This is a genomic window from Bacillus sp. 7884-1 (assembly GCF_002272245.1).
Lineage (GTDB): Bacteria > Bacillota > Bacilli > Bacillales > Cytobacillaceae > Neobacillus.
Window position 1 is genome coordinate 46,490 of the sequence record NZ_NPDD01000019.1, and the last position, 6,727, is coordinate 53,216.

5 protein-coding genes are annotated in these 6,727 nt (G+C 38.3%); all 5 read right to left on the reverse strand.

Annotated elements, in window-relative coordinates; translation table 11 throughout:
• Positions 1 to 3: 3 nt before the first annotated feature.
• Complete coding sequence (locus tag CHI06_RS02765; protein WP_095246895.1) at positions 4 to 789, reverse strand: hypothetical protein; 786 nt, start codon at positions 787 to 789, stop codon at positions 4 to 6.
• A gap of 97 nt (positions 790 to 886) precedes the next feature.
• The gene (gene parC, locus CHI06_RS02770; RefSeq protein ID WP_095246896.1) at positions 887 to 3,325 is read right to left on the reverse strand and encodes a DNA topoisomerase IV subunit A; all 2,439 of its coding nucleotides are present in this window, start codon (positions 3,323 to 3,325) and stop codon (positions 887 to 889) included.
• A complete protein-coding gene (gene parE, locus CHI06_RS02775; protein ID WP_095246897.1) occupies positions 3,322 to 5,301 on the reverse strand; it encodes a DNA topoisomerase IV subunit B in 1,980 nt (659 codons plus the stop codon). Before parE ends, parC begins: the two co-directional genes overlap by 4 nt.
• Before the next feature lie 278 nt (positions 5,302 to 5,579).
• Positions 5,580 to 5,993 carry a CoA-binding protein gene (locus CHI06_RS02780; protein WP_095246898.1) on the reverse strand — a complete coding sequence of 138 codons (414 nt, stop codon included), beginning with the start codon at positions 5,991 to 5,993 and terminating at the stop codon, positions 5,580 to 5,582.
• Between the two features lie 106 nt (positions 5,994 to 6,099).
• The coding region (locus tag CHI06_RS02785) for a sensor histidine kinase (RefSeq protein WP_218833084.1) at positions 6,100 to 6,727 on the reverse strand (628 nt) is incomplete at its 5' end.

A 6,727-nucleotide genomic window follows, 5' to 3' on the forward strand; every position in this document is an offset into this window, starting at 1 on the left:
TATTTAGGATTTTTTGCTCCCCTGCCTTGCTTGCTCTTCTTCATTACTCTGTACATTCGTGGTATCGAGATTCCATTTATCATCACCATATTTCCATGTTGACTCCACAAAAGCAATGGTATCTGCATTTGCAAGCCCTGTAATTCTTTGTACTCCTTTTAATACAACCTCACCTGTATTTAGTTTAACTGGCTTTAAAGAATGAAATGAATTTACTGTTAGTTCAGTTGGTTCATTTAAACGTCCCTCATAATAAAGTCCTAGTTTTTTATAATATTTTTTTCGATCCTTTAAATCGAATTCATATGTTTTACCTGTTTGCGCAATGGTTATTTTCGCCTTATAACCATTTTCAAAGGTACTTGCCATTTCTAATGGTTCAGGAACCTTCAATTCTTTACTGATATTATCCTTCAATGTATATAAGTAATTAAGAGTTATGCCTCCGCTTCCCCCTGTTAATACATTCGAAAATATATCCTTCACTCCATCGTGGTTGAGATCAACCAGCTTTAAAGATGCTTTCGATCCGCTTTCTAGTGGAATTTTGTACTGTTTTTCATCCGTAGTAGATATATCAATATAAATCTCTTTTAAATAATCTTCTTCATCTTCATAAGGAACACCTATTAGCTGAATACTTTCATTGGTTCCATCTCCAGTGATGTCAGATTCATATTTTGAAATGGTAACTGTTTTAGCTTTTTCATCGAAGGCATGAACACCGGTTATGGCAGTAACAGACATGAGAAAAAATGCAGCAGCAACGAGTAGTAATTCTTTTTTCATTCTTTTCCCCTCCAAACTCTGATACAGGTAGTATGCCCCAGTTTTGGTAAAAACATGAAAAAGACTCCCGATATTTAGGGAGTCTTTGATAATTATTTTATTCGTTCGCCTTCGTTGGACCTTCTACCTTCCAAATGGTTGTTACTTTCCCATTATCGTTTTCATCAAGGACGAAAGAACCGTTAGAATAACGATCATTAAAGCGAATTTCAGATGTTACGATTGTTTCCGTGTGACCTTTTTCGGTTTGAAGGAAGACAGTATCTTCGTCATTCGCAACGACAAAACCAACCACACGATGAGGATTTGCTTTTAACTCTCGTAAAATAATAACTCCACGCTTAGCTCGTGTTGCTTTTTCAAATTCCTTCAGTTTCATTCGCTTCACAGAACCACGTTGGGTGGTGATGACAATGGATTCTTTCGTGTCAGGTGAAAGTACCTTCCCACCGACAACAACATCCCCATCCTTCAAATTGATACCTTTTACACCGGCAGCACGGACGCCGACAATACTAATTTCTTCTTCATGGAACCAAAGTGCATACCCAAAATTAGATATTAAGAATAATTCTTTTGTTCCATCGGTTAGGTGAACATCAATGACTTGATCATCATCCTTAAGATTAACACCCACTAATGGTTTCGAATATCGCTGTGCCTTATATTGCTTAAGCTCAGTTTTCTTGACCATTCCATTTTTTGTGACAAACACGAGATAAGCATCAATCTCAAAATCTTTTACCGTAATAGCGTGAATAATATCTTCGTTCCGTTCAATAGGGATGATATTGGCAACATGCTGTCCTATGTCCTTCCAACGGATATCTGGAAGTTCATGGACAGGACAGTATAAGTAATTGCCTTTATTCGTAAACAACAGGACTACATCTTTGGTGTTCACATCTAGCTGTGCTAATAACCTGTCAGAGTCCTTCATCGCCAAGTCTTGCCCATTTGAAGCAGCGTAAGAACGCTGGCTTGTACGTTTTATATACCCCTCTTTTGTAACCGTTACGATGACATCCTCGCTTGGTACAGTAACCTCAAGGTTTATTTTCAATTCTTCTATCTCAGCTTCTATTTTAGAACGACGAGCATCAGCAAATCGCTTTTGTACGTCTTTTAATTCTTTTTTAATAACCGATATTAGTTTTTTTTCACTTAATAAAATGGCAGTCCATTCTGCTATTTTATTAGCCAACTCTTCAGCTTCATTTTGAAGGGCAGTTATATCGGTATTGGTTAAACGGTAAAGCTGTAAAGAAACGATGGCTTCCGCCTGAGCCTCAGTGAATGCGAATTTGGAAATCAAGTTATCTTTTGCATCGCGTTTATCTTTTGATGCGCGGATCGTCGCTATCACTTCATCAAGGATGGATAGGGCCTTCATTAATCCTTCAACGATATGTTGACGTTCATTTGCTTTGTCTAGCTCATATTTTGTTCTTCTAACAACAACTTCTTTTTGGTGCTCAATATAAGCGTCCAGCATTTCACGTATTCCTAATAATTTTGGACGTTTTTTTGCAATAGCAACCATATTAAAATTATATGTGACTTGCAAATCGCTATTTTTATATAGATAGTTCAGGACACCATTTGCATCTGCATCTTTCTTTAATTCGATGACAATTCGGAGACCCGTTCTGTCTGTTTCATCACGAACCTCTGATATTCCCTCGACTTTTCGGTCGAGACGGAATTCATCGATTCTCTTAACCAGATTTGCTTTATTGACTTCAAACGGAATCTCCGTCACGACAATCTGCTGCTTGCCGCCGCGTACATCTTCAATTTCCGCTTTACTGCGAACAATGATTTTCCCTTTACCAGTTTCATAGGCCTTTTTAATACCATCAATACCTTGAATGATACCGCCAGTGGGAAAATCCGGTCCTTTAATGACAGTCATTATTTCATCAACGGTTGAATCTGGATGGTCCATTCGCATGATGACGCCGTCAATGACTTCTCTGAGATTATGTGGTGGAATATCGGTTGCGTACCCTGCCGATATCCCTGTTGAACCGTTTACCAACAAATTTGGAAACATTGCTGGTAATACGGTAGGTTCCTTTGAAGTATCATCGAAGTTAGGGATAAAATCGACTGTTTGCTTTTCAATATCACGAAGCAACTCTGCAGCAATGGCAGATAAACGAGCCTCCGTATAACGCATCGCAGCTGGAGGATCTCCGTCCATACTTCCGTTGTTTCCATGCATCTGGATTAGGACATTCCTAACCTTCCAGTCCTGGCTCATCCGGACCATTGCCTCATAAACAGATGAATCACCGTGTGGGTGATAGTTACCAATTACATTACCCACTGTTTTTGCTGATTTACGGAAGCCCTTTTCTTGTGTATTACCTTCGACATGCATCGCATACAGAATTCTTCGTTGTACGGGTTTTAAGCCATCCCTTACATCCGGTAAGGCCCGTTCTTGAATGATGTATTTACTATATCTTCCAAAACGGTCGCCGATTACATCTTCTAGAGGTAAGTCACGGAATTTCTCATTTGTGCTCATTCTTCAGATTCCTCCTGGGCGACAGTAATATTTTCATTATCAAGAATTGTATCATCCTCTTCTAATCCAAACGCCACATTGCTTTCAATCCATTTACGGCGAGGGTCAACTTTATCACCCATTAGAGTGGTGATTCGTCGTTCTGCTCTAGCCGCATCATCTATTTTTACTCGAATCAATGTCCGAGTTTCTGGATTCATCGTTGTATCCCAAAGCTGGTCGGCATTCATCTCGCCAAGACCTTTATAGCGCTGGATCATATAGCCTCTGCCAACTTTTTTAATTGCTCCCTGAAGTTCATCCTCGTTCCAGGCATACTCGATGATTTCTTTTTTACCTGTTCCTCTACTCACTTTATACAAAGGAGGCAGTGCAATAAACACTTTACCTGCTTCAATAAGTGGTTTCATATACCGATAGAAAAAGGTTAACAGTAACACTTGAATATGCGCACCGTCAGTATCGGCATCTGTCATGATAATAACTTTATCATAATTCACATCTTCTACATTAAAATCAGAACCTACTCCAGCCCCAACCGTATGAATAATCGTATTGATTTCTTCATTTTTAAAAATATCGGCCAGCTTTGCTTTTTCAGTATTAATGACCTTACCACGTAATGGAAGAACAGCTTGGAAACGTCGGTCACGTCCTTGTTTTGCAGAGCCGCCAGCAGAGTCACCCTCAACTAAATAGATCTCATTTCTTTGCGGATTTCTTGACTGGGCAGGTGTAAGCTTTCCTGATAATAGTGCATCCGAACGCTTCCGTTTTTTACCGCTTCTAGCATCCTCCCGTGCTTTTCTTGCTGCTTCACGGGCTTGGTAGGCTTTAATAGATTTTTTAATCAACAAAGAGCTAATGTCTGGATTTTCTTCAAGGAAATAAGTAAGGTGTTCAGAAACCACTGCGTCTACTGACGATCTAGCTTCACTCGTACCTAATTTGCCCTTTGTCTGACCCTCAAATTGTAATAATTGTTCAGGAACTCGGATAGAAATAATCGCAGATAATCCTTCACGAATATCTGCACCCTCGAGATTTTTCTCCTTTTCTTTCAAAAGAGAAACCTTACGGGCGTAATCATTAAAGATACGAGTCATCGCCGTTCGTGAACCTACTTCGTGCGTTCCTCCATCTTTCGTCCGAACATTGTTTACAAATGAAAGCATGTTCTCTGAATAGCCGTCATTAAATTGAAAAGCAAATTCAACTTCAATTCCATTATGGCTTCCTTCAAAACTAATCACCGGATGAAGTACATCTTTTTCTTCATTTAAGTAAGCGACAAAGGCCTCTATTCCATTTTCATAATGAAAAACCTCATGAAAGTCATTTCGGTCATCGATGATTTCAATCTTTAACCCTTTTAGAAGAAAGGCCGATTCTCGTAACCTTTCACATAATGTTTCAAAATTATAGGTGGTTGTTGAAAAGATGGTCGGGTCCGGTTTAAAGTGAATCGTTGTACCAGTTTGATTCGTTTTACCGATTTTCTCTAATGTTGTTGCCGGTTTACCACCATTTTCAAAGCGTTGTTCGTAAACAAAACCATCTCTTTTAATCGTTACAGTTAACCATTCAGATAATGCATTAACGACTGAGGCACCAACACCATGTAAACCACCGCTGGTTTTGTAGCCGCCTTGACCAAATTTACCCCCAGCATGGAGGATTGTTAAAATGACTTCAGGAGTGGGTTTCCCCATTTTATGCATACCCGTAGGCATTCCACGTCCTTTGTCCATTACACTTATTGAATTATCTTTATGAATTTTTACAATGATTTGGTCCCCGAATCCTCCGAGAGCCTCATCGACAGAGTTGTCGACTATCTCATATACAAGATGGTGTAATCCGCGTGTATCAGTGCTCCCGATGTACATTCCTGGTCGCTTCCTGACGGCCTCCAGTCCCTCTAGTACCTGTATGGCATCATCATTATATTCAAAAGCTTTCTGATTACTTGCCACTTAAATACCCCTTTCATTCCCTACAAAAGAAAAAACACTTTCTACTTGCTATCTTTATGAGTAATTTTATCATTCGTGTAAAAGTTGTTTCCATAATTTAGAACGAATGTTTGCCGCTTATAATTGTACCACATGTTTACGGCGTCTAAGCTTTATTTTAGCGATTTATTTCGATTTGGCAAATGTCTAATGTGAAACAACATATTTATGTAACAGTATTTTAAGTCAAGAAAAGAAAAAAACTGCTAATTTTTTAGCAGCTTTTTTCCAGCAAATGATTATTTTGTTAAAGCATGTGCCACTTTTATACAAAGATCCATAATTACTGTATATCCTTTTTCCTTCAAAAACTCATATGTTTCTTCATTTACTAAGCCTTGCTGTGCCCAAAAAACATCTGCATCAATTTCATCGAATTCTTTTGCCACATCAAACAATTGTTCTGATCGGCGGAAAACATTGACAATATCAATGTGTCCTTCAATGTCCTTTAAAGAAGCAACCGCTTTCACACCTAGTACTTCATCAACACTTGGATTCACGGGAATAATATCATATCCTGCTTTTTGCATCACCTCTGACACCATATAAGAGGTTCTGTCTGGTTTATCACTTAAGCCTACAACAGCGATACGTTTAGATTTTTTTAAAATTGCTCCTATTTCCTCTAATGCTGGATTTTCGACTGCCATGAAATACACTTCCTTTATTTCCTTAATTTTACTATCCACTCTAACTATAACATAATTAGATTGTTTACAAAAAATAATAGCTTCCGAGTGGTCGGAAGCTTTTTTGTTAAATTGATGCATTATTTTCGGAAGCAAATTTTGGAATGGAAAGACTGAATCTTGCTCCATCCTCAGTATTTTCTACCTTTACGAAACCATTCATTTTTTCAATAATCATTTTCGTTATATAAAGGCCATTACCAGTTCCATGCTCTTTTGTAGTGAAATTGGGTTCGAATAACCTTGAGATATGTGAAGAATCGATATCACCTGCATTATCAGTAATCTCCACTACTATAAGATTCTCATTCGTATAAATCTGGATTTTCATTTTTCTATTTTGGATATGGTTCCTAACAAAAGATTCTCTTGCGTTCGTCAAAATATGTAAAACAATTTGACTGAATTCATTGGGAACTCCATAGGCCATTTGCAGGCCTCGGTATTCGAAATCCACATGAATATCTTGGTTCTTAAGGATGGAGAAAAAAACGGACAACGCTTCTTCAATTGAATCTGAAACAGAAAAAGAGCTTTTTTCTTTGTTAGTCTGATAGAATTTTCGAACATCATTAATGGTTCGTGACATACTCTCACCTCTTTTATATTCCTTGGATAGGCTCTTTTCGTAAATTTTGTTGTATTTTCGTACCAGACCCTTAAGGCGGTTCGTAAGATTTGTCCTCAAGGCCCTG

Coding starts and splice junctions, on each gene's coding strand:
- CHI06_RS02765 (WP_095246895.1), bottom strand. CDS start 789: ATGAAAAAAGAATTACTACTCGTTGCTGCTGCATTTTTTCTCATGTCT.
- parC (WP_095246896.1), bottom strand. CDS start 3,325: ATGAGCACAAATGAGAAATTCCGTGACTTACCTCTAGAAGATGTAATC.
- CHI06_RS02780 (WP_095246898.1), bottom strand. CDS start 5,993: ATGGCAGTCGAAAATCCAGCATTAGAGGAAATAGGAGCAATTTTAAAA.